We start from the raw sequence: 21,135 nt of genomic DNA on the forward strand, positions 1-21,135 counted from the left end.
ACTGCGCTTCTCAGCGAGCATGCCTTTTACTCCGCTCCGGCCCTGCCGCTCTTCAGCCGTTCAATCTGCCAAGGCCAGATTGCATTTAATGCAGGATAATCGCCGCTTTCGCGCTACCTGCTCAAGTTATGCTGTATAGAATGCAGTATATTGGCCCTCCTCGAGGGCTTTTTGAACCAATTCGGCCGATTATCCTGCATTCCGTGCAGCGTACATCCTAGCAATGACCCTTCGAGGCTAATTATCCTGCATTCCGTGCAACGTAGACGAAACGGAATTCCCACTAACCTATCCATTCGTCCGACTAACCGGCCAGTCCATTTCTTATATTGCTCCAACTTGGGCCACATTGTATGATTTGATTAAGAATTGGATTTATATTCCATACGTTTGGAGAGGGTAAAATGAGCGAGTTAACAGCAGCAAAAGCCAAGATAACGGGTTCATCTATCGTTTTGCTGGTTAAAGATATACAAGAGGCCTCATCGTTCTACCTCAATCTCGGGTTTACCTATGAAGAGATTGGCGGACATGTCCATGTAACAAGAGAAAATATAACCTTTATTCTGCACCCTGCCGTAAACAAGGATGACGTGCGGCCAAATTCCGCTGTGCAAGGCGGCTTATATTTCGATGCTTTTGCTTACACGGATGCCGTGGACTTGCTCGCGGAAGAGTGCCTGGCTAAAGCTGTTGAGTTTGTTAACGGCCCTAACTACTCGGAGCATTGGAGCGAATTTACCATTAAAGACGCCGATGGATACCGGATCGCTTTCGGAGGAGGAGTCTCCGGCCGGCCGGAATAAAAATTTAGTTTAGCAATGAAACTTTTCGATACCCTTAACCGTCTACTTGGTGACTTCAATTTCCGAATTGATAACTAGGAGGCCACCCATCATGAAAAAACCTTTTAAAATGCTTACCATTGCCGTTGCCGGCTCCTGCCTGCTTGCCTTTACTCCCGCGCTGGCTATGGCAGCTGAATCCACCGCCGTACCCGTTGCCGTGACTGCAGAACCCATTACAGCAGTGCCAATCAGCGCGGTGCTTCCCGATACGCAAGCCGTTAAAGTAACAACGAAAGTGATTGAGGAATCCTCCGATCTGCTTACCGTAAAAATCTCCGTTCCCGTCATCAGCGGTATGCTCGATACTTCTTATCAAGATAAATTAAACGCCAGCATCGAGGAAAAAGCGACGAAGGAAATCGACAAGCTGAAAGCTCTCGCAGCAGATGACAAAAAGTCCGCGCAGGAGAACGATTATCCGTTCCGCGCTTACGAACTTAATGTAACCTACGAGCTGAAAGCCGACGGCAGCACGGCCGCGAAGGGGATTGTCTCCTTCACCGTGTCCACCTATGAGTACACCGGCGGCGCTCACGGCGGCACTGCCGTAGAAGGCTACAATATCGTAAACAGCCAGCAGGCTGCCGAGCTGACGCTTGAGCAGGCGCTTGGCGACGGCGGCTTTGCTGCAGCGAGCAGCGCGGTGCGTTACGCCATCAGCAAAAATCCGGATAACTTCTTCCCGGACGCTATGACAACATTCAAAATCGGTGCCGATCATACCTACTTCGTAGACAGCAAAGGTACCGTGAATCTGGTGTTCCAGCAATACGAGATTGCGCCTTATGCCGGCGGGATCATCAACATTCCAGTTGATGCCACCACCTCAGTTGGCCCAACTTTAACCTTGTCCACCAAGGATCTGACGGCCGGCCCGAACGGCGCTCATTACATCCCGCTTCGTAAAGCCGCGGAAGCGCTGGGCTACAAGGTAAAATGGAGCAACAAAACGCAAAGCGCGGAAATTTCCCGCGATGCGCAATGGACATCCGTAACCGTAGGCAAAAACAGCTACACCATTAATAAAATGGCTCCGGTTCAGCTGTTTGCCGCGCCTAAACTCATAAAAGGCTCGCTCTATGTGCCGGATGAATTTTTCAGCAAAATTCTTCACCTCGAGATGAAGAACAATACGACCGATAATTCGGTAACGATCAAAGGGTAGTTTGTACCGATATCGCGGAGCTGATCTACGATGCTCCAACAAGCAAAGGGCTGTCTCATGAGACAGCCCTTTGCTTTGCTTCTTAGCGTACTTACATTGGATTCTCTACAGTGAAATCGGACTGAAAGGCGCACAATTTACGCTACGTTGGATTCACTCCAACAAATAGCCCCGGAATGAGCCACTATCGTTCAAAAATGGTCAATTATAATGGAGTCCATCCAGCGTAGATCAAGTAACCAGCCAAAAGCTGCCCGTTATGCTGGAGGAAATCCACTGTAGCGTGGCCGCGATTAGCTGGATAACAACAAACCACCCCTGACTTTCATCAAGGGGACGGTTTGCGTCTTGACGACAAAAGACAACGTGGACGACATCCACAATGTCTTTGCATCTTGACGACACCGTGAACCACATCCGAAATATCTTTGCGTCTTGACGACAAACCACCCCTGACTTTCATCAAGGGTGGTTTGAGTCTAATAAAGCTCGTTATACAACGAATGAAGAACCTTAGCCGCCTCGGCGCGGGTTAAGTTGTTCTGAGGAGTCAGGTAACCGTTGCTGCCGTTAATGATGCCCGAAGCAATCAGCTTCTCTACGCTTGGCTTCGCGTAAGCCGCTACCTTGGCGGCATCCTTGTAGCCGGATAGCGCTGCCGTCTCCTTCAGCGGATGACCGGCTGCCGCAAAGGCACGGTCGAGCAGCACCATCATATCCTGGCGGGAGATCGACGCCCCCGGATTAAACTTGCCGTCACCCGAGCCGCTTGCGAGACCAAGCGCTTGAGCAGCCATAACCGCTTCATAGTAATAAGCCTTGGACGTGACGTCCTTGAAGCCCATGCCCGTCGACTCCGCATGCTTGGCCAGTACGCCTACCAGCAGCTTCGTGAAATCCGCTCTCGTAATATTAGCGTTTGGCGAGAACGTATCGGCGGTTGTGCCGTTAATAATGCCGCGGATCGCCAGCGCTTCAATGTCCTGACGCGCCCACGATGACGTTGTGTCCTTGAAGGCTTTGCTGCCGTTCACAATCGTATACAAGCTGAAATGCGTGGTGGAGAAGCTCATTTCACCGTTTTCCGCGTGGAAGCGTCCTGTCGGCACAATCTGCAGCTTGCCGTTGCCGTCGACATAAGCGGCAACAATCAGATCCGCGTTTACTTTCTCCGTCGGAGACAACGTGAACGGAAGCACGACCTGAACAGGCGCCTGCTCGTTCTTCCATTCAATCGCTTTGCCATTCAGTTCAAAATGCAGCTCCAGCACCGGGCGGCTGCCTGCTTGCTGTTGGGCGGAAGCCGGCAGCGTTGCCGGATCGACCTGTTTTACGCGTAGCGTCAAGCTTTGAGCAGAGCCAAGCTGGCCGGCCGGGATGACATGATCCGGAATGGTAACCGTACCAAACGGCGTATTGATCTCAACCTGGCGTTTCTCGTCGGCGTTGAACAGAGAGTATGGCAGCTGGAACGCAATTTCCTTCGCGCCGCCTACATCCGTGCTCTTCACTTCGAAGGAAACGATTTTAATATTTTGGCTGTTCAGAGCCGCATGCTCCAGGGCTTCCAGAGCTTTCGTATTGTCGATCACATGCGTGTAAACGTTGGAATCCGATCCACCCGTATTGCCTGTGCCCGTATTTCCGCCATTGCCCGGATCAGGTGTCCCCCCGCCCGGTGTATTCGAAGCTGAACGCGTAATTTGCAACGTTTGATTAGGAGTGAGGCTCTCGCTGGTGGCCCCGCCCGTTCCGGTCAATCTCGTCAGAGATGTCTCTGCCAAGGTAACAACGGCAGCCGCGCTGTCCGTGTAAGTAAAGGTAAGCGTACAAGCCGTAAAGCTTCCCGAAAAATGGTTCGATGTATCAAAAAATCCAAAATAGCTGATGCCGTTCTTTTCTTTCATGGATACTTGCGAGGCACTGCCGATTGCTTGCGAATAAGTTACCGATTTTAACTGTACATGGCTGTCCGTCTTGATACCAAACTCCGCGCTGCTAAATGGAGTCTGCGAATTGAGAACGAGATCAACCGAGAAGGAGGAGGCATTCTTGTCGACTTCGATCGCTTGCTTCGAGAATTGAACCGTAGAAGAATCGGCCGCAAAAGCCAAGGCGTTAAACGGGAGAACCAGGAAGCAGATAAACAGCAGACCTGCTAACAATTTCTTTTTCATCATCATGAACTCCTCATGGGTTTAAAATACAGGAAAAGGCGGCGAGGCGCCTTTTCCTGCTGCTAATAAGTGCTTACTTGCCTTGGAAAATATGAAGGATAATAATCGTGAAGTCCGTCAAGTCGACCTTGCCGTCGAAGTTCACGTCCGCCAGCTTCGATGTTGCCCAGTCAGCGTCAGTCGAGCTTGCGCGGTAATGATCGATTGCGACCGACAAGTCGGCTGAAGTCAGCGTACCGTCCTTGTACAGGTCCGTAATATCTTTGTAGGAACGGATTAGGATGGAGGATGGCAATTTATCGAAAATAGCGCCCAGATCGGTATTCTCCGAGCTGGTGTTCACGACAACTTTATCAAGCTGAACATCCGCTTGAACGTTGTCTACATCCGGATTAACCGGTTTGAACGTCAGCTTGATCAGATCCGTGAACTCGGTGAGCGTAATCGGATGCTCTTGGAAGCCCGCGATCACGCGTACCGTGCCCGGCTCGACTTCATTGGCCTGCAGGAAGCCGTTTGTTTTGTCCAGAAGCTCTGCCCCTGTCGCCGGATCAAACGTAAACTTCGACGCATCAAACTTGAACGTTACATCAAGCACATTGACCTTGTCGGATTTGCCAAGAGCCAGATAGAACTCTGCCCCCGGACTTTCCTCCTTTATAATCGTATCCTGCTTCGCGTGAATCTTCACCATCGTTCCGACTACCACGTCAAATGTACCTGTGTAAGGAACGCCGGCAACCGTATAAGTAACCGTGACATGCTTCGTGCCTTTTGTTGCGGAATCAAAGCCGGTGATCGTTACTTGGTCAAGCGGCAATGCGGTTTTGGAGCCGTCAAGGTTGATTTTGCTGACCGTCAGGCCCGTTGTGTCCAGAAGCTCGCCTACCCCGTAGCTCTTTTTCGTTGGAGGCGTTGTTACTTCAAGACCCGACATGTCCGTGTGAACCATCGTGTAAGTGTCCACTTTAGCCATGGTGTCCGTGCGGTAAGTATCTACGGAAATCGAGTTATGGTCGATGTTGATCATCGAGAAGGTTGGAACCTTCAGCTGGCTCTTCACATCGGAGTAGTAGTCGTTCAGCGTTGTTTTCAGATCGTAGTACTTACTACCGGAAGCGGAGTTCGCAGTCAGGTACATGATCCCTTTCGGGTTAACGAAAACGCCGTTGTCCATCGCTTGGCCTTTGATCGCCTGGTCGCCTTCCATTTGGTACGTCTTCACGTAGGAATGGTCATGGCCCATAAAGACAAGGTCGATGTCCAGCTTATCGAATACCGGGAACAGAACTTGGCGAAGGTTAAGAATCGATGCATCCGTAGAATGGTTGGCCGGGCTGTAGATGGAGTGGTGGAACGTGACGATTTTCCATCTTGCATCCGGATTCGCTTCAATCGCGTTTTTCATAAATGTCTCGTGCTCCGCGCTATTAGCGGAGTTTGTATTTAATACCATAAACAAAGTCTCGCCGTACGTATAGTAGTAGTCGCCGCCGGCAACGGTCGTACCGTATTGAGCCGACTCATTCGGCTGGTTGTAGTGGTACTTGTAGTTTACCGCGCCGTCATGGTTGCCGACAACGGTTGCAACCGGCAGATTGTGAAGCTGAGCCGGGCTCAGGAAGCCGCTGTACTCGGATTCGCTGGAAGCGGTGTTGACTTGGTCACCGGCCGACATAATATAGCTCATGTCCGGGAACATTTGAGTCGCTTTCGTCAGCGTGTTCGCCCAGCCTGCTGCATCCGTCGTTGCGTTGCCGCTAGCGCCGATCTGAGGGTCGCCTACGAACATGACGCTGAAATCATGGGAGTCTTTCGTGCTGAAGTCATATGCCGTGCTCCAATGCTCGTCCAGACCGTCACCTACGCGGTATACATAATCGGTTGATTCCTGAAGTCCCGTGATCGTAGCTTTGTTGGAGAAAAAGCCAGTCACCGCAGCCGAGGATGTACCGTTAAACGAAGCAGCCGTTGCGGCAGGAAATACGCCGTCAACCACATCCGCTTTTTTCGCGATCTGAACAACCGTGCCTAGCGGCTGCGTTGCTGCCGAATACCAAGTCAGGTTGACCTGCGATTCGTCCGCGCCGGGGTTAAGCAGAATGTTGCTCACCGTGTACGGATCAACCGCTTGCGCGCTGACACCTGTGCCCGGCTCATCCGCCGCGTTAACGAGCGTTGCCGTCAGTGACGTGGCGAGTACAGAAGCGACCAGTACGGAGTACAGTCCTTTGCGCACGCCTTTTTGTTGCTTCAAAACGTTAAACAATGTAATACCCTCCCACTTTTTGATTGCCTTGACCTGTGAGGCTTGTCTATCCCAGGCATCATAAAAACCTTAGTGGTTAAATGTTTTGGCAATGTTATCCTCATGGTGAAGTATTTGTAAAATCCTGTCGTACCTTCATGAAATCTATACACTAAGCATCGCAATTCCGTCCTATAAAAACGCACGCTGAATCAGCCAGATCAGACCAAACACCGAAATCGTCGCCGACATGGCCGGCATGGTCCAACGAATCCGGCGGGCATAATGAATAACCGGATATAGCAGCAAGACAATCATCAGCTGACCGAACTCGATGCCCACGTTAAACGTCAGCAGCGATGCCGCCATTTGCCCCCCGTCCAGCCTCATCTCCGACAGCGTAGCCGCAAAGCCGCACCCATGAATCAGACCAAAGCCGAAGGCCAGGAACAGATTATGCTTGCTCGCGTTTTTGTTCAGAATGCTGTTCAAGGCCACATAGATGATACTCAGCGCGATCACCGACTCGACCAGCTTGCCCGGCAGATGAATAACGCCAAAGCCGGCCAGCAGGAGCGTTACCGTATGGGCTGCGGTAAATGCCGTCACGACGCCAAGAATCTGCTTCATCGAACGCGCGCCGATCAAGAGGCTAAGCACGAACAAAATATGGTCATAACCCGTAATCAGATGCTCGATGCCAAGAATGAAGAACTGCTTCACCGCGCGGAGCAGACTGATTTTCCCCAGCTCCACTTCCCGTTTGTCGAAGTTTAAGACATAGCTTTGCTTATCGCTGCCGTCCTGCTTAAGGTCCAGCGTCACGTAGTTCATGTGCCATTGATCCACGTCATCGTAGATCGGCTGGTAGTCGAGTACGAAATGCTCCGGCTTGCCCGAAAGGTCGAAGCGAAGGATCGCTTCCGCATACGGCTGATCCCTAGCTACCGTTGCTTCCAGCGTCAGCAAGGAACCTTCCAGCGGCAGGCTGTCCGCATACAAATGGATTTTGTCCAAAAGGTAAGCTGCCACGTCGTCCTTATGCTCGGTAACGAACTTCTGCAGCACTTCCGGCGAAAAGTCGCCTACATCCGGGTCGTTCGGAGCGACGGCAAGGCGAAGATCGTACATATCGATCCGAAGATCATAAGCAATCGAGCCATCCTTCAGCCCAATATCGGAATACGCGACACTGTTGCCGCTATGCGCGAATGCAGCCTTCCCCCCGCCTAATCCGGCAACGAGCAGGAACAGACCCAGCATGCTTGCCGCAAGCAGCCGGCGGATCCTCTTACGGTTCATAGTCGAAATAACCTCCAGTTCATGTCTACTCTTGTCCTATCGTATAGGTGAATTGTTAATGGAATTGGTTTATTCCTTTAATAAATTGTAAATTAATCCCTAATTAACAATTCATTATTATGATGGGGACAAGATCGAAGGACACGGAGGGAATCTTCAGTGAACGTATTTTGGAGCAAAATGGCGCAGCCCAGATTTCGGACAGGCGTATTTATCGCATTGCTGATCATATTCGCAGCCTCGGTATACCAGTTCAACCGGATGAATGAATTCACGTTTAACGAGCAGCTAGGTAGCGGTTATGAACGTTACGAGAAAGCACGGGTCGTGGAGATCACGAAAGAACAGCTTGAGAAGGATCCCAATATCGAAGGACTGTACCGGGGAACGCAGGAGCTGAAGCTCAAAATCTTGTCCGGTGAACATAAAGGCGAAGTCATGCCCGTTACCAACTACCTCAGCACGATGTTTAACGTCCATGCAAAGGTGGGTACGAAGCTTGTCGTGAACATTGCAACGGCTGATGCTTCCCATATCAATGTGACGATCTACAACTATTACCGCGCGCCGTATCTCTATGGCATGATCGCGATTTTCCTGGCTATTCTATGGGCAATCGGGGGAAAAAAAGGGCTGAAATCGGCCGTTGCCCTCCTCTTTACCTTCAGCAGCATCGTCTTCCTCTTCCTGCCGATGCTGTATCGGGGCTACTCGCCGATGCTCGCAGCGATTATCGTCGTTACGACGACGATAATCGCCACCTTGCTGCTGCTCGACGGCTGGAGCTCCAAGTCGCTGTCGGCCATCATCGGCACGATGATTGGCGTTATTCTGGCTGGCGGCGTAGCGGTCTTGGCGGGTCATCTGCTTCACATTTCCGGCTTTAATACCAATGATTCCGAGACGCTCCTCATTATCGCCGACAATACCGGCATGAAGGTCGAAGGCCTTCTATTCGCCGGGGTCATTATAGCCGCGCTTGGAGCCATTATGGATTTAGGCATCTCCATCGCATCGGCCGTCCATGAGGTTTACACAACGAATCGCGAGCTTGGGCCACGCGCCTTGTTCCTTGCCGGCATGAACGTAGGCCGCGATATGATGGGGACGATGGCAACCACCTTGATTCTCGCCTTCACCGGCTCCTCGTTGATGTCCCTGCTTGTCCTGTATGCGTACAAGGTGCCTTATGACCAGCTCGTCAATATGAACCTTGTCACCATTGAAGTGCTGCAAGGCATGACCGGCAGTATCGGCGTGATTCTCACCGCGCCAATCGTGGCCTTCGTCTCTTCCAGGCTGATGCCTTATTACGACCGGATGATGGCTCGCAAGGCCGCTTCCACCGTAGAGATCAAGCAAGCCCGCCCGGTTCCGGTAGACAGCGAGAAAGCCGCGGTATCGCAATAATAAGCCGATAATAGAAAGGCCATCTGCCCAAATGGACAGATGGCCTTCTTCATTACGGTTATGTACATCCGATTAGTCTTCATGCTCCGCGTAGCCGTTCTCGACGAGATAATCCATCTCTATATCGAGAATCTTCTCGACCGTCACTTCGTCCAGCTTCACATCGCGCTGTTTCAGCACGTAATCGACCAGCTCGTCGCTGTCGATATCAATCACTTGGCCTTTCGCCGAGCTTTGCGCCTTATCGATAAAAGCCTGCTCATGCTTCAGCACCAGGCTGATCGTTTCAGCCGGAACTTTGGTTTTCTCTGCCAGATAGTTCACCAGTTCTTTTTCGTTCAGTTCGCTCATTGTTAAAACAACTCCTCGAATTTCAAATTCTTGGACTATTGTACCATCCCGGGAGTCAGATTCAAAAACCGCCTATTAGAAAAACCCCTTATCCGTCTGGATAAGGGGTTCGGTCTACCGGTGTACAGCCTATTATTGCGCCGTATAACCGCCGTCTACGGTAAGTGTCGTACCCGTAATGAAGGATGCATCCTCGCTTGCGAGGAAGAGAACGGACTTGGCAATCTCCTCCGGCTTGCCGAGACGGCCCATAGGATGCAGATTAATCAGATATTGGCGGGCTTCTTCGCTGCTGCCTTGGATAAGCGGCGTATCGATATAGCCCGGGCAAACCGCGTTCACGCGGATGTTCTGCTGCGCATAAGCAATCGCGGTGCTTTGCGTTAACAGCTTCACGCCGCCTTTAGCCGCCGAATAAGCCGGAATGGTGTTGCGGGCCACGTGGCTGTGAATCGAGCCGCAGTTCACGACCGCTCCGCCAGTGCCCTGCTTCAGCATCTGGTCAATTGCGTATTTATCACACAGGAATACGCCAGTCAGATTGATGTCGATCATGCGCTGCCAGTCCTTCATGGACAGCTCATGAGTAACGCCTTGCGCGCCAATCCCCGCATTCGCGAACAAGATATCCAGCTTGCCGTATTTTTTCACCGTTGCGGCCACCATCGCCTTGACGCTTGCTTCTTCGGCTACGTTTGTTTTTACGAACAGGGTATCATAGCCCTGCTTGTTCAGCTCTTCGGCTACCGCTGCCCCATGGTCCGAAAAATCCGCGATTACAACCTTCGCTCCTTCAGCCGCGAATGCACGGACTGTCGCTTCCCCAATACCGCTTGCTCCGCCGGTTACGATTGCTACTTTGTTTTCAAAACGCATCGTTATGCCACCTCTTATTCGAAGAATAATAAATGATTGCTTATCTAGCCATCGCGCCGCCGTCGATTACCATCTCAGTGCCGGTCATGTAAGACGATTCGTCCGAAGCCAGGAACAAGACGAGATTCGAAACCTCATCCACGTTGCCTACCCGGCCAATCGGCGAAACAGCCTGTCCAAGCGCTTCCTTGTCGCGATGCGTTGTTGCCGCTGCATAATCAACCATGGCCGTATTAATGTACCCCGGATGAATCGAGTTGACCCGTATGCCCTGCGTGGCAAATTCCATCGCTACATCCTTCGTCATTGTCCGCACCGCGCCTTTGCTGGCGCCATACAGCACGTGGTTCGGCGAACCGCCAATACCCGCGATGGAAGATGCATTGATGACCGAACCGCGCTGCTGCTTCAGCATCACCGGAATGACATGCTTCATGCCGAGGAAGACGCTGGTCACATTGATATTCATCAGACGGTTCCAATCCTCCACCGTTGTGTCAAACAGCGGCTTGATTACGTAAATACCGGCGTTATTGAACAACACGTCGATTGTTCCGAACGCTTTAATCGCCTCGTCAACAACCTGAATCCAGTTGTCCTCGCTGCCAACGTCGTGGCGAATCGCTAACGCTTCGCCGCCCAGCTTTTTCACCTCGTCCGCCGTCTGCTTCACGCTTGCTTCATTAATATCCGTAACGACAACCTTCGCTCCCTCTTTCGCAAAACGAAGCGCCGTCGACTTCCCAATCCCGGTACCCGCACCTGTAATCATCGCTACTTTGCCTTCCAGACGCATAACCAAGCACCATCCTTGTCTCTATGTTGTGTAACTCGTAACGAATAAAGAATGAACTTACCATTCAAGTATAGGACGGTTTAGTGTAATAATAAATTTAGTTAAATTTACGGGATGTTAAATAAAAATAAAGGAACGATCATCTGCCATGAATATTGATCAGCTTGAATATATCCTGGAAGTCGCCAAGGTGAAGTCGATCTCGGCCGCTTCCAACAACCTGCATGTCACGCTGCCCGCGATCAGCCAATCCATTACGCATCTGGAGACCGAGCTTGGCGTAAAGCTGTTCACCCGCTCCAGGCACGGGACCTTCCCTACGGCAGAAGGAACCATCCTTATCGAGAAGGTTAGCGAAATTATCGAAAAAGTACGGGAGCTGCGCGAAGAGGCGCAAAGCTTCACCAATACGATCAGCGGCGAGCTGCGCATTGCCACCATTCCGGGACCGATGTCTCTGCTGGTGAAGACGATAGCGGCGTTTAAGAAGGATTTTCCGAATATCCGGATCGAGATTTCGGAGACCCACTCCCAGGAGATGATCACTAGCATTCACCAGAATAAAATCGACCTTGGCCTGCTCGTCCTCTACAAAGATCTCGAGCCTAGCGTCGAAGGACTCAAATTCACGAAAGTAATGGACGTCAGCATGACTTGCTGCGTCAATAAGAATAGCCCGCTCGCCTTGCGCGAACGTGTAAAGGCAGAAGATCTGCTGCGTTATCCGCTTGCCCTCTACAATGAGGACTATATCGATTGGTACATCAAGCACCTGAACGAGCATTACGGCGCAACCAACCTGCTGTTCACGACCAATAATCTGGAGGCCATCCGTCAGGCTCTCGACGATGAGCTCGCCATTACGCTCGGTTTAAACTATTCCTTCAACTACGGCAATTACCAGAACTACCCGACCTACAAAATACTGGACATTGATCTGCCTACCGCACCGCCCGTCCCGCTTGGCTGGATGCAATCGAAGAGCAAGTCCAATTCCAAGATTATCAAAACCTTTATTCACCGGCTGCAAATGCAGTTCCCGATGCCGAATTGATTTGATCCGGCGTTCGCAGTTCGAAGCGTATAATAAGGTTCTGTTTGCTCCAACCTGTACCTATACAGGTTGACGCTTAAAGGAGCTGCATCATGACCGACACCGAGCCGAAAACGCTGCAGAAGCAATTGGACCAAAACCTTGCGATCATCAAACAACGCTTCCATCATACAACCGATTTGAAGATCAGGGACATTCAAGCTGCTCATTTAAAAGCTTCTATTGTCTACATAGATGGGTTAATCGATAGCAAGCGGCTGCAGGAATCGGTTATCCGCCCCGTGCTGCACATGACGATGGTTGAACGGGAGCTTATAGACTACGTCGCCACTCAAGTAATAGAAGCTCCCGAAACATCGACCGTCTACGAGTTCCAGGAGCTGTCAAGCGGACTTGTCGAAGGCAAAGCCGTTCTGCTCTTTGAAGGTTATGCAAAAGCCATTCTGATCGACATCGCGGAGTGGAAAGAACGAAGCCTGGAAAAGCCGATTTCGGAGCGAGCTCCGCGCGGGCCCATTATCGGTCTGACGGAAAAAGCCTCCACGAACATCAACTTGCTGCGGGGGATGATAAAGACCCCTGATTTCAGTGTAGATACCCAACAAGTCGGAATCCTGGCCAAGACTAACGTGTCCATTCTGTTCCTTAACGGAGTTGTCGATAAGCAGGTTTTGCAATTCGTCCAGAATCGGCTCCATGCCATTAAAGTAAAGTACGTCACCGAATCCCGAATCGTTGAAGAGGCGCTTGAATTCAGCAAGAGCATATTCCCTCTAAGCCAGACTTCCGAAAGGCCGGATAGCATCGCTTCGAGCTTGTACGAGGGCAGGGTTGCGGTGATTGTGGATGGAACGCCACGGGCAATTATAGTTCCGGCCTTATTTACGGACAACATCCAAACGCCGGATGAGTACTATACGCGTTACGGCAGGTTAATAAACAGAATCACAAGGTTTATAGGCTTTTTGTTATCGATTTATATACCTGCCATTTTTGTTGCGTTATGCAATTTCCATCAAAGCGAGCTTCCGGAGGCCTTCGCAAAGGTCCTCATTCCGAAAGGGGTACTGCTCAACCCGTTTTTCGAGATGGTCCTGCTCGTCTTTATTTTTAGAACCATGATCGATATTGCCTTCCGCCTTCCGCAAAGCTTAGTCATCCTGATTTCATTAGTGGGTACCATTACGATTGGAGATTCCTTGGTTAAAGTCAAATTGACCCACCCTTTCGCCTTGGTCAGCGTTGCGGTCACCTTCATGTTAACCTTTCTCGTCTTGAATAAGTTAGTCGCCGCCATTTCAACCCTGAGATTCGTATTTCTATTCTTAGGAGCTTTCCTGGATTTCACGGGGATTATAGTGGGAACTACATTGGTTATTATCTACATGGCGCAGCTCAAGAGTGCCGGCGTTCCTTATTTATCGCCGCTCATTCCTTTCAAGCCAAGGGAATTAAAGGATACGATCATCCGTGGGGACCTGAAGAAGCTGCTCAATAGCGAGCATTCCTATCTACGCGAAGATAATGGATGAAACAACGGATGAACGTAAAAAGAGTATCTCCTTCCGGTTAACCCGGCCTGGAGATACTCTTTTTATGTAGAAAGCAAGTATTAGTGCACGGCGGCTTCCGCGAGAATTTCGCATTTTCTCGCTTCACGCTCGTCATGGGTCATACGCGGGCATGTGTAGCATTTGGTACCGTTCTCTCGACGGTCGTACATGCAGCAGGAGGAAGGAATAAGCCATTTCTCCTCCGTATTGTACGGGTTCTCCACGTAGCGCGGGTTCGCGAGATAATACGGATTGCGTCTGCGGTTGAACAAGGCGGGATCAAGGAATTCCGCAAGCAGCTTGCTATCCGCCAGGAATTGCTCCGTGAGCTGCGGCATCTGCATGTGAGCCGCAACGAAATCCTGCGTCATCTTGAGCTGACCGCTGAACTGCTGCCAGATCGCATCCGGCTTCAAGTCGCCGGCTTCGGCTATCGCTTCAATCGCAGGCGTAACGAAATTCGTGAAATACTCCGCCCAGTGTTGAAGCAGGAAGGCTTTACGCTCTTCGGGCTCCGTTGGCACCGGAATGGAGCGGAGCTCTTTTATTTTATAGCCCAGATGGGCATGATCGTCATGCATCTCCACCTGGTAGTTGATATTATCCGGATACATATCGAGTAACTGATTGTACATCGAAGCGAACAACAGCTGCACGATGCTTACTTTGCACAGGGAAGTTCCGATGAACGATGCCGGCAGCGCGTTCGAGATTGCCTGCACCGTCTCACCGCTCCGCTTAAGCGCCTCCTGCAGAGTAGCCGGATCAAAAAAGCCCGTTGCCGGTATATCGTAAATCGGATGCTCCGCCCCCTCGGGCGAAATATGATAATACATCTTTACGAGACTAAAATCGAACAACGTCTCCGACCTCCGTTTCATGATTCCCCTAGGCCTTCTGAACCGCCAGACTGCCTCTTTCATCCTATGTAAAGAATCCTCTTATATGATAACGATTCTCAAAACCGCTGTCAATTTAGAAACCGCATAAGAATCGCTCTTTTGCCTAAAGCTGTAGATAGAGGTGAACCTTATGATCTTTATCATCGGAGCAGGGCTGGCCATAGCAGCAGCCCTTGTCGGATGGATCAGCTACCGGAGCCAGATAGGCAAATCCGTCTTGGGCGGTCTCGCCGCCATCGCGATCTTCCTGGCCTCCACCGTCATCGCTACTTCCGCCACCCGAACCATAATGGACAATACCATATACATGACCGAGATCCACTCGGTGCTGGGGTCGCCGACTTTTATCATCAGCACGGGGTACTTGATGGTGTATGGCCTTGCGCGGATGGTTGCGGGGATAGGGCGCGGGGCTGCTGCCAAGTAAAAAAATAAAGGACGGGAGGGCGTTCAGGCTGCCTTCCGTCCTTTATGATCTGTCGGTTCAGTCCACTTTTCCATATTTCAACGTCCACTGATCTAACCACTCGGCGTAAGTAAGTCCCGTTATATGCTCCATATCCGATCCATCCAAATAGCTTGAACCGCCCATAAATATCGCACCATTGCTTAGAGGAAGAGGAAAAGCATACCCTCCGATCACCCTGCCTTCTGCCAGCATGACCGTAACCGCCGTATTCGTCTTGGAAAATCTCTTCAGAGGATGATTCGTAACGACAAAATGATATTCCTCTATCATTGTGCCTAAGTACGCATCCGGTGATACCTTCTGTGTACCCCATATCATAATCCTTGACCAATTACCTTCTTCAACCTTCAGCATACTCTTATCCAATATATAACGGTCAATCGTTACCGCGTCATCGGTCAGCTTATAACCCCGCATAGTTAATGCCCGCTCCGCTAACGTCTGTTCATCCAACGGAATCTTGTGCACTCCCCCAATAAGAATAAGAAGCACGATGCTGGCAAATAACATAGACATGCCGAAACCTCGCATATACGGCCCCTCCTGGCTGGAAAACTGTTGGCAGCAAAAAAGCATCTCCCTCATGAGGAGATGCTTTCGTCCTTCTATTTCTGATGGCTAAAGCTGGTATTTGCTACCACAGCCAGCATTCTTTCTTCCTTGATCATCGGGGATTGGCATAGGAAGCATACGGGAGCTTCGGATAATGAGAAGTTATCCCTCATCCATCCCTTGCATTGCTCGCTCGAGCATGACCATACCACTGTTAATTCAGTAGGCAGTTCTTCAGCCGTCTTTTTCCGAGAATACATCATATCCCTCTTTCCTCTGATCTGTAATAATGAAAAAAGCCCCAAACCTTGAAGTCCGGGGCATTTTTACGTACAATCCTACAGTTTTACAACGTTTTCCGCTTGAGGACCACGGTTGCCTTGTACGATGTTGAACTCAACGCGTTGACCTTCGTCAAGGGATTTGAAGCCTTCGCCTTGGATCGCGCTGAAGTGTACGAATACGTCGTTGCCGCCTTCAACTTCGATGAAGCCAAAACCTTTCTCTGCGTTAAACCATTTCACTGTACCTTGTTCCATGTTCAATTACCACCTTGTATATGATTTACATGACATTCTTATTTTGTTCAAAAAATAAAAAATTCACATATCGTGCAGGATTATTTCCTTTGTAAAAAATAACCCTCTACGTTATGTGAATTCAGGTCACGTTTATAAATTCATTATAGCACATCCAAATGGAAATAGCTAATACCAATGGAACCCATTAGGAAAATCTTTTAAACGGACAATTCTGAGCCCTGTATAGAACGTGAGCGGAGGAGCGTTCCGCCCCTCCGTCCTCCAAGTATTCTTCTATGAATCCACTCTCGTCCAGGTGCACGCATCGCTATCCTGCAGGCCAAGCGACGAGCGGATCATCTGCTCCACGACGGAATAGTCTGCGGGATTATCCCGGTTAAGCTGCATGCGTTCCATGGTTGGCGCTACCCGATTGCACATAAAGCGCGGGACGCCAAGCTCATTATCGGATGGCGCGTGATACAGAAAGGGATGGCAGATCACGATGTCCCCCGGTCCTCCTGTCGTCTCCACGACTCGAAGCGAATACCCTTCAGGATCCTCGTAGGCCTTGTTCATAAACGGAGCAAGATACGCCTTCCTATCCTGCAGGCTTGCGCCGGCTATGCTCTCGGATGCCTCATGTGCCTTCACGAGCTCGGCCAGCCAAGGATGCTTGTTGCATTCCCGAATCGCTTCACCAAGGCCAAGTCCCTCGGGATGCTTCTCCAGCATCTTCGCGACGATATGATGCGAGCCTTCCGCCACCAGCGTACCCGAACCGCCTTTGCGCACATCCGAGAACAAGCAGACCAGCAGCAGTCCTTGCTCCCAGCTGTCCAGATAGTGACGGAAGTGACTGCCGTCATAATGCCAGCCGCCCGGAACCTCCGGTCCGAAGTTGATGATGAAGCCGCCCCACATCGCTTTATGCTTCGTCTGGCCCAGCTGCCAGCGACCTTCCCCAAGCAGGTCCTCGATCGCTCCCGTCAGCCGGTCCGTATTGCAGCCGTCCGTTACCGGATCCCAGTAATCGCCAAGGCGCACGACAGGCTGCGTCCAGGTACTTGCATCATCGCGCTTGATTCCATGCCTCCCGAGCAGTTCGTTCCACAAGAAATCCTGCACCTTCAGCGCTTCTTCCCGCGGATAAGCCTGCTCAACCTTGACCCAGCCCTTTTCCTTAAAATGTTCGACCTGTTCCTTCGCCAGTACTTTCGGCATATAAGCACTCCCTTATCCATCAGTTCTTATCCTCTGAGAATCTTTCGTTACTCCTTCACCGAACCGATCATGATGCCGCTGATGAAATATTTCTGCATGAACGGATAGATCAGCAGAATCGGCACCATCGTAATGACCAGCTTCGCCGCCGTCAGGCTCCGGTTCGAGACCGCCAGCATATTTTTCACCTGATCCACGTCGCGGATCGACATATCCAGATTGACGACCAACTGCTGAATATACGTCTGCAGCGGATAATCGTCCGTATTAATCGAATAAATAAGCCCGTCGTAATAAGCGTTCCAGTTGTTAACGACAACAAACAGCGCAATCGTCGCCACAATGGGCATGGAGAGCGGAAGATAAATCTGCAGCAGTCTGCGCCAGGGACTGGCGCCGTCGATGCTGGCCGATTCCTCCAACTCCTGGGGAATCGAACGGAAATAGTTAATCATGAGAATGATATAGAATTGGCCGACCGCTCCGGGCAGCACCAGCGCCCATATCGTCCCCAGCATATGCAGATCCTTCACGGTGAAAAACATCGGGATCATGCTTGGCCCAAACAGCATCGTCCCTACGACAATCCACATGTAAACGCCGCGGAAAGGAAACGCTTTGCTGCTTCTGGATAACGGGTATGCCGCAAGAACGCATAAAACCATATCAACTATTAAGGAGAGAACCACTCTCTTGAACGATACGCCAATCGCGGTCAATATCGCATGATCCTTGAAAATCGTCATATACGTCGTCATATTGAAGCCAAGCGGATAGACCGTCACCAGCCCAGCCGTCGCCTTCGCGCTGTCGCTTAAGGACACGGCTAGAATATTGAACAGAGGGATCAGCGTCGTGACGGCCAGTACAATCAGAATCAAATAAATGACGGTATCGGTTATATAATCCTGCTTCGTTTTTTTGATAGTCAGCATGACGGTCACCTCACTGCCCTAGAACACCTTATAATCGCCGTATTTCTCCGCCAGCCATTGCGAGCAGAAAATAAAGAGGAAAGCAACCGCCGACCGGAACAGCCCGACGGCCGTAGCGAATTCATATTGGTTGTTCTGGAATCCCATTCGATAAATATACGTATCGTAAATATCCGAAACCGAATACACGAGCGGATTGTACAGGTTGAAAATTTGGTCGAACCCGCCGCTCAATATGCCCTGAAGACTGAGGATCAAAATAAGGACGATGGTCGGTCTGATGCTGGGCAGCGTAATATGCGTCAGCTTCTTCCATCGCGAAGCGCCGTCCACCTCGGCCGCCTCATAGAGACTTGGATTAATGCTCGTCAGCGCCGCCAGAAAGACGATCGCGTTGAACCCGAAGCCCTTCCATACGTCGGTCAAATAGATAATGGCCATGAACCAGGCTTTGCTTGTAAAAAATAGGATCGGCTCGTGGCCGGACAAGCGCGTGATCATGCCGTTGATGAGCCCTTCCACGGAGAAGAAATCCTTGAAAATACCGGCCATGATAACCCAGGAAAGGAAAAACGGCAAATAGACAACGGTCTGCACCGAGCGCTTGAACCATCTTACCCTCGTCTCGTTCAGCAGCAAGGCGAATGCCAGCGCGCAGGAGACGTTTAATACAATCTTCACGACCGATATCGTGATCGTATTGACCGTAATACGCTTGAAATCAGGGATTTCGAACAAGCTCCTGAAATTGTCGAGACCAACCCAAGGCGATCCCCATATGCCTTTGATCGGGTCGAAGCTTTTGAAAGCCATAACGGAGCCAAGCGTCGGATAGATGCAGAAGATGGCCAGCATTACAATGGCGGGAAACAGCATGATATGATAATGGATCACTTCTTTATTGCGCGGCCTTGCCACAAGACTTCACCTCGTTTCTTCAGCAAGCAGGCGCCGGCCCGCTGGAGACGTACCGGCGCTTGCTCGAACGGCTATTATTTGCCGGCGATGGCATTCACTTCTGCCGTAATATCGTCGCCGCCCATGCTTTTCCACTTCGTTACGAAGCTATCGAACTCGTCAACCGTCTTTTTGCCGGTAATAATCTCGAGGAACGTCTGCTTCTCCATATCATCGAGAGCCGTCTTTTTCTTCTGCATGAGATCCGTGGTGCCGATAAAGGCGGGCAGCGTCTGCTGAACGGGATTTTTGACGAGACCGGCGGCACCGACATAGAAATTGTTCGCCCCGCTCCACAGCGCCATATCGGCGAATTTATCCGTGGCCGCCTGGTACGTTTGAATCGTCTTGACCTGCGCCTGTGTCTCCGGCTCGGAGGAATTGATATCCTTCTCGCCGTTCAGGACGGCCATAATATCCTTATAACGGTTGGAAATTTCATGCGGGTCCTTCGCGCTTACCGATACCGGGAGCAGACCCATCTTCGCATCCGTATACTTGCCGCCCGCCTCAAAGGTCAGCTTGTTGTACCAGTCCAGCTTCTTCGCGTTGGCGTCCTGCGCGACGTTCATCGCCTTCATGATCGCTTCCGGATGCTTAAAGCCCTTCTTGATGACGACAAACGAACGGATCTTTCCGTAGCCTCTTGCATGGGCGATACCGTCCACCCCCTTCAGCACGGTAGCCTGCCAATTCGCATTGTGATCGTTCTTCACCGAATCCGGCAGCGGATACCACGGCGCCCACCAGGAGCCGTCGAAGATCCCCGCCGCTCCTTTGGCGACGGCCTCAACCGCCTTGTTGCTGTCGCTCATCATGAAGTCCTTCGGAATCAGACCTTCGCTGTACCATTTGGCCAGCCTGGCCAGCGCTTCCTTCACTTGCGGCTGGATCGAGCCGTATACGATGTTGCCGTCGTCTCCCGTGATCCACTGGCCCGGGTAAGTGTTATAAGCGCCGAACACAAAGTCGAACGAAGCGGTATCCGCGTTGTAGATATTCTGCTGGGTCGGAAGCTGGCCCGTTTTGCCAAGCGTTTTGAACGCTTTTAACGCCGTTTCGACATCGTCAAGGGTCTGAGGCTCCTGCAAGCCGGCTTGATCCAGCCAGTCCTTGCGCGACCATACGACCGGAATGGCCGTTTCGATATCCGACAAGGAAGGGATTGCGTACAGCTTGCCGTCGAAGGTGACCGGGTCGAATACGTCGTCGCCGCCAAGCTTCATACTTTCCTTTAAATAAGGGGAGGCGTAATCGTTATACACCTGCGTCAGATCCTCCACCATGCCCGCTTTGACCAGCTTGCTGAGTATGTTCAGGCCGTTTGGTTCAACGTTAATCGTCAGAACGTCGGGAATGTTGTTGGCCGCGATCAGCAGATTGACCTTCTGCTCGAAGGCGAAGTTCTGGTCGCTTGTCGTCCAGGCCAGCTTCGGCTTGACGTTCAGGTTCTCTTCGAACCAGTTCTGGACATCATTGTTCTCGAAGCTCTCTCCTGCCGGCATATTCACCTCGGTAGACAACGTAATACCTGTCGTAAACTCGACCAGCTCCGGCATCTTGCTGAACGGGTCCGGCTTCTCAGCCGGCGCCGGCGTTGGCGTTGCCGTTGCCGTTGCCGCCGTGCTCTTCGGCGACTCGCCGCTCGCTTGATTGTTGGAGCCGCTGCAAGCCGCGGACGACAGCATCAAAGCGACAAGCAGAGAAGCCGATACACCTGTCTTGATTGTCCGTTTCACCTTGAATCCCCCTTTGGAACAAGTTATGGCGTTTCATACCTTTATTATAAGCGCTT

20 protein-coding genes are annotated in these 21,135 nt (G+C 51.2%); 6 read left to right on the plus strand and 14 right to left on the minus strand.

What is annotated here, in order from left to right; translation table 11 throughout:
- The first annotated feature begins 404 nt into the window (after positions 1 to 404).
- Together PGL01S_RS24505 and PGL01S_RS24510 are read left to right on the plus strand one after the other, a co-directional pair.
- Entirely contained in the window at positions 405 to 806 is a 402-nt protein-coding gene (locus tag PGL01S_RS24505) for a VOC family protein (RefSeq protein WP_127497320.1), read from the plus strand.
- A 91-nt stretch (positions 807 to 897) separates the two neighbouring features.
- Complete coding sequence (locus tag PGL01S_RS24510) at positions 898 to 2,013, plus strand: PdaC/SigV domain-containing protein (protein ID WP_127497322.1); 1,116 nt, start codon at positions 898 to 900, stop codon at positions 2,011 to 2,013.
- A gap of 479 nt (positions 2,014 to 2,492) precedes the next feature.
- Here the strand turns inward: PGL01S_RS24510 and PGL01S_RS24515 are convergent, their stop codons facing one another.
- The 3 genes from PGL01S_RS24515 to PGL01S_RS24525 form a co-directional block, all read right to left on the minus strand.
- A complete protein-coding gene (locus PGL01S_RS24515; protein ID WP_164775586.1) occupies positions 2,493 to 4,190 on the minus strand; it encodes an S-layer homology domain-containing protein in 1,698 nt (565 codons plus the stop codon).
- Positions 4,191 to 4,263: 73 nt separating this feature from the next.
- Entirely contained in the window at positions 4,264 to 6,459 is a 2,196-nt protein-coding gene (locus PGL01S_RS24520) for a metallophosphoesterase (protein ID WP_127497326.1), read from the minus strand.
- Positions 6,460 to 6,630: 171 nt separating this feature from the next.
- Positions 6,631 to 7,740: a HupE/UreJ family protein gene (locus PGL01S_RS24525; RefSeq protein WP_127497328.1), complete on the minus strand. Its 1,110-nt coding sequence runs from the start codon at positions 7,738 to 7,740 to the stop codon at positions 6,631 to 6,633.
- A gap of 159 nt (positions 7,741 to 7,899) precedes the next feature.
- On the opposite strand from PGL01S_RS24525, the gene PGL01S_RS24530 reads away from it, so the two are divergent.
- On the plus strand, positions 7,900 to 9,150 hold the full coding sequence (locus PGL01S_RS24530) for a YibE/F family protein (RefSeq protein WP_127497330.1): 1,251 nt from the start codon (positions 7,900 to 7,902) through the stop codon (positions 9,148 to 9,150).
- A gap of 72 nt (positions 9,151 to 9,222) precedes the next feature.
- On the opposite strand, the gene PGL01S_RS24535 is transcribed toward PGL01S_RS24530, so the two are convergent.
- The 3 genes from PGL01S_RS24535 to PGL01S_RS24545 form a co-directional block, all read right to left on the minus strand.
- The gene (locus PGL01S_RS24535) at positions 9,223 to 9,501 is read right to left on the minus strand and encodes a hypothetical protein (RefSeq protein WP_127497332.1); all 279 of its coding nucleotides are present in this window, start codon (positions 9,499 to 9,501) and stop codon (positions 9,223 to 9,225) included.
- 132 nt (positions 9,502 to 9,633) lie between these two features.
- A complete protein-coding gene (locus tag PGL01S_RS24540) occupies positions 9,634 to 10,377 on the minus strand; it encodes an SDR family NAD(P)-dependent oxidoreductase (protein WP_127497334.1) in 744 nt (247 codons plus the stop codon).
- 40 nt (positions 10,378 to 10,417) lie between these two features.
- Positions 10,418 to 11,173 carry an SDR family NAD(P)-dependent oxidoreductase gene (locus PGL01S_RS24545; RefSeq protein ID WP_127497336.1) on the minus strand — a complete coding sequence of 252 codons (756 nt, stop codon included), beginning with the start codon at positions 11,171 to 11,173 and terminating at the stop codon, positions 10,418 to 10,420.
- Positions 11,174 to 11,321: 148 nt separating this feature from the next.
- Between PGL01S_RS24545 and PGL01S_RS24550 the strand changes: the two genes are divergently transcribed.
- Together PGL01S_RS24550 and PGL01S_RS24555 are read left to right on the plus strand one after the other, a co-directional pair.
- On the plus strand, positions 11,322 to 12,227 hold the full coding sequence (locus tag PGL01S_RS24550; RefSeq protein WP_127497338.1) for a LysR family transcriptional regulator: 906 nt from the start codon (positions 11,322 to 11,324) through the stop codon (positions 12,225 to 12,227).
- A 92-nt stretch (positions 12,228 to 12,319) separates the two neighbouring features.
- Positions 12,320 to 13,759, plus strand: coding sequence for a spore germination protein (locus PGL01S_RS24555; protein WP_127497340.1), 1,440 nt, complete (start codon positions 12,320 to 12,322; stop codon positions 13,757 to 13,759).
- Between the two features lie 80 nt (positions 13,760 to 13,839).
- Here PGL01S_RS24555 and PGL01S_RS24560 read toward each other — a convergent pair whose 3' ends face one another.
- On the minus strand, positions 13,840 to 14,661 hold the full coding sequence (locus tag PGL01S_RS24560; protein WP_164775587.1) for a (2Fe-2S)-binding protein: 822 nt from the start codon (positions 14,659 to 14,661) through the stop codon (positions 13,840 to 13,842).
- A 151-nt stretch (positions 14,662 to 14,812) separates the two neighbouring features.
- Here PGL01S_RS24560 and PGL01S_RS24565 point away from each other — a divergent pair, with 151 nt between their 5' ends.
- Positions 14,813 to 15,109 carry a hypothetical protein gene (locus PGL01S_RS24565; protein WP_127497347.1) on the plus strand — a complete coding sequence of 99 codons (297 nt, stop codon included), beginning with the start codon at positions 14,813 to 14,815 and terminating at the stop codon, positions 15,107 to 15,109.
- Between the two features lie 57 nt (positions 15,110 to 15,166).
- Here PGL01S_RS24565 and PGL01S_RS24570 read toward each other — a convergent pair whose 3' ends face one another.
- From PGL01S_RS24570 to PGL01S_RS24600, 7 genes are all read right to left on the minus strand, one after another.
- Entirely contained in the window at positions 15,167 to 15,667 is a 501-nt protein-coding gene (locus PGL01S_RS24570; RefSeq protein WP_127497349.1) for a hypothetical protein, read from the minus strand.
- An 89-nt stretch (positions 15,668 to 15,756) separates the two neighbouring features.
- Positions 15,757 to 15,966: a cold-shock protein gene (locus PGL01S_RS24575; protein WP_012772305.1), complete on the minus strand. Its 210-nt coding sequence runs from the start codon at positions 15,964 to 15,966 to the stop codon at positions 15,757 to 15,759.
- A 75-nt stretch (positions 15,967 to 16,041) separates the two neighbouring features.
- Positions 16,042 to 16,242: a cold-shock protein gene (locus PGL01S_RS24580; protein WP_127497351.1), complete on the minus strand. Its 201-nt coding sequence runs from the start codon at positions 16,240 to 16,242 to the stop codon at positions 16,042 to 16,044.
- Between the two features lie 276 nt (positions 16,243 to 16,518).
- A complete protein-coding gene (locus PGL01S_RS24585; protein WP_127497353.1) occupies positions 16,519 to 17,448 on the minus strand; it encodes a hypothetical protein in 930 nt (309 codons plus the stop codon).
- 47 nt (positions 17,449 to 17,495) lie between these two features.
- The gene (locus PGL01S_RS24590; protein WP_127497355.1) at positions 17,496 to 18,383 is read right to left on the minus strand and encodes a carbohydrate ABC transporter permease; all 888 of its coding nucleotides are present in this window, start codon (positions 18,381 to 18,383) and stop codon (positions 17,496 to 17,498) included.
- A gap of 18 nt (positions 18,384 to 18,401) precedes the next feature.
- Positions 18,402 to 19,301 (minus strand): ABC transporter permease, encoded by a 900-nt coding sequence (locus PGL01S_RS24595; protein ID WP_244935739.1) that lies wholly within the window; start codon positions 19,299 to 19,301, stop codon positions 18,402 to 18,404.
- Positions 19,302 to 19,375: 74 nt separating this feature from the next.
- Positions 19,376 to 21,079, minus strand: a complete 1,704-nt coding sequence (locus PGL01S_RS24600; protein ID WP_127497357.1) for a type 2 periplasmic-binding domain-containing protein — start codon at positions 21,077 to 21,079, stop codon at positions 19,376 to 19,378.
- Positions 21,080 to 21,135 lie beyond the last annotated feature (56 nt).

The sequence above is a fragment of the Paenibacillus glycanilyticus NBRC 16618 genome (assembly GCF_004000805.1).
In the GTDB taxonomy this organism is placed as follows: domain Bacteria; phylum Bacillota; class Bacilli; order Paenibacillales; family Paenibacillaceae; genus Pristimantibacillus; species Pristimantibacillus glycanilyticus.

Coding starts and splice junctions, on each gene's coding strand:
- PGL01S_RS24545 (WP_127497336.1), bottom strand. CDS start 11,173: ATGCGTCTGGAAGGCAAAGTAGCGATGATTACAGGTGCGGGTACCGGG.
- PGL01S_RS24585 (WP_127497353.1), bottom strand. CDS start 17,448: ATGCCGAAAGTACTGGCGAAGGAACAGGTCGAACATTTTAAGGAAAAG.
- PGL01S_RS24575 (WP_012772305.1), bottom strand. CDS start 15,966: ATGATGTATTCTCGGAAAAAGACGGCTGAAGAACTGCCTACTGAATTA.
- PGL01S_RS24580 (WP_127497351.1), bottom strand. CDS start 16,242: ATGGAACAAGGTACAGTGAAATGGTTTAACGCAGAGAAAGGTTTTGGC.
- PGL01S_RS24535 (WP_127497332.1), bottom strand. CDS start 9,501: ATGAGCGAACTGAACGAAAAAGAACTGGTGAACTATCTGGCAGAGAAA.
- PGL01S_RS24525 (WP_127497328.1), bottom strand. CDS start 7,740: ATGAACCGTAAGAGGATCCGCCGGCTGCTTGCGGCAAGCATGCTGGGT.
- PGL01S_RS24570 (WP_127497349.1), bottom strand. CDS start 15,667: ATGTCTATGTTATTTGCCAGCATCGTGCTTCTTATTCTTATTGGGGGA.
- PGL01S_RS24505 (WP_127497320.1), top strand. CDS start 405: ATGAGCGAGTTAACAGCAGCAAAAGCCAAGATAACGGGTTCATCTATC.
- PGL01S_RS24555 (WP_127497340.1), top strand. CDS start 12,320: ATGACCGACACCGAGCCGAAAACGCTGCAGAAGCAATTGGACCAAAAC.
- PGL01S_RS24565 (WP_127497347.1), top strand. CDS start 14,813: ATGATCTTTATCATCGGAGCAGGGCTGGCCATAGCAGCAGCCCTTGTC.
- PGL01S_RS24560 (WP_164775587.1), bottom strand. CDS start 14,661: ATGAAACGGAGGTCGGAGACGTTGTTCGATTTTAGTCTCGTAAAGATG.
- PGL01S_RS24550 (WP_127497338.1), top strand. CDS start 11,322: ATGAATATTGATCAGCTTGAATATATCCTGGAAGTCGCCAAGGTGAAG.
- PGL01S_RS24540 (WP_127497334.1), bottom strand. CDS start 10,377: ATGCGTTTTGAAAACAAAGTAGCAATCGTAACCGGCGGAGCAAGCGGT.
- PGL01S_RS24590 (WP_127497355.1), bottom strand. CDS start 18,383: ATGCTGACTATCAAAAAAACGAAGCAGGATTATATAACCGATACCGTC.
- PGL01S_RS24510 (WP_127497322.1), top strand. CDS start 898: ATGAAAAAACCTTTTAAAATGCTTACCATTGCCGTTGCCGGCTCCTGC.
- PGL01S_RS24515 (WP_164775586.1), bottom strand. CDS start 4,190: ATGAAAAAGAAATTGTTAGCAGGTCTGCTGTTTATCTGCTTCCTGGTT.